Annotated in this window: 1 protein-coding gene; it reads left to right on the top strand. The window is 64.0% G+C overall.

Annotated features, from left to right (window positions below):
- On the top strand, positions 1–267 hold a 267-nt coding region (gene ccsA / locus ACW9JE_RS30970; protein WP_457434942.1), incomplete at both ends, for a cytochrome c biogenesis protein CcsA.

Below are 267 nucleotides of genomic sequence, written 5' to 3'. Positions count from 1 at the left end.
CCTACTACGAGCTCGGCTGGGGCGGCTGGTGGTTCTGGGACCCGGTGGAAAACGCCTCCTTCATGCCTTGGCTGGTGGGCACCGCGCTAATTCACTCGCTGGCGGTCACGGAAAAACGTGGCGTTTTCAAGAGCTGGACCGTGCTGCTGGCCATCGCCGCGTTCTCGTTGAGCCTGTTGGGCACCTTCCTCGTGCGTTCCGGCGTGCTGACCTCGGTTCACGCGTTCGCCTCCGACCCGGAGCGCGGCGTGTTCATCCTGATCTTCC

Source organism: Pseudomonas sp. SDO55104_S430 (assembly GCF_054070595.1).
Note: the sequence above shows the minus strand (reverse complement) of the source record. Positions and strands in the feature narration are given on the sequence as shown.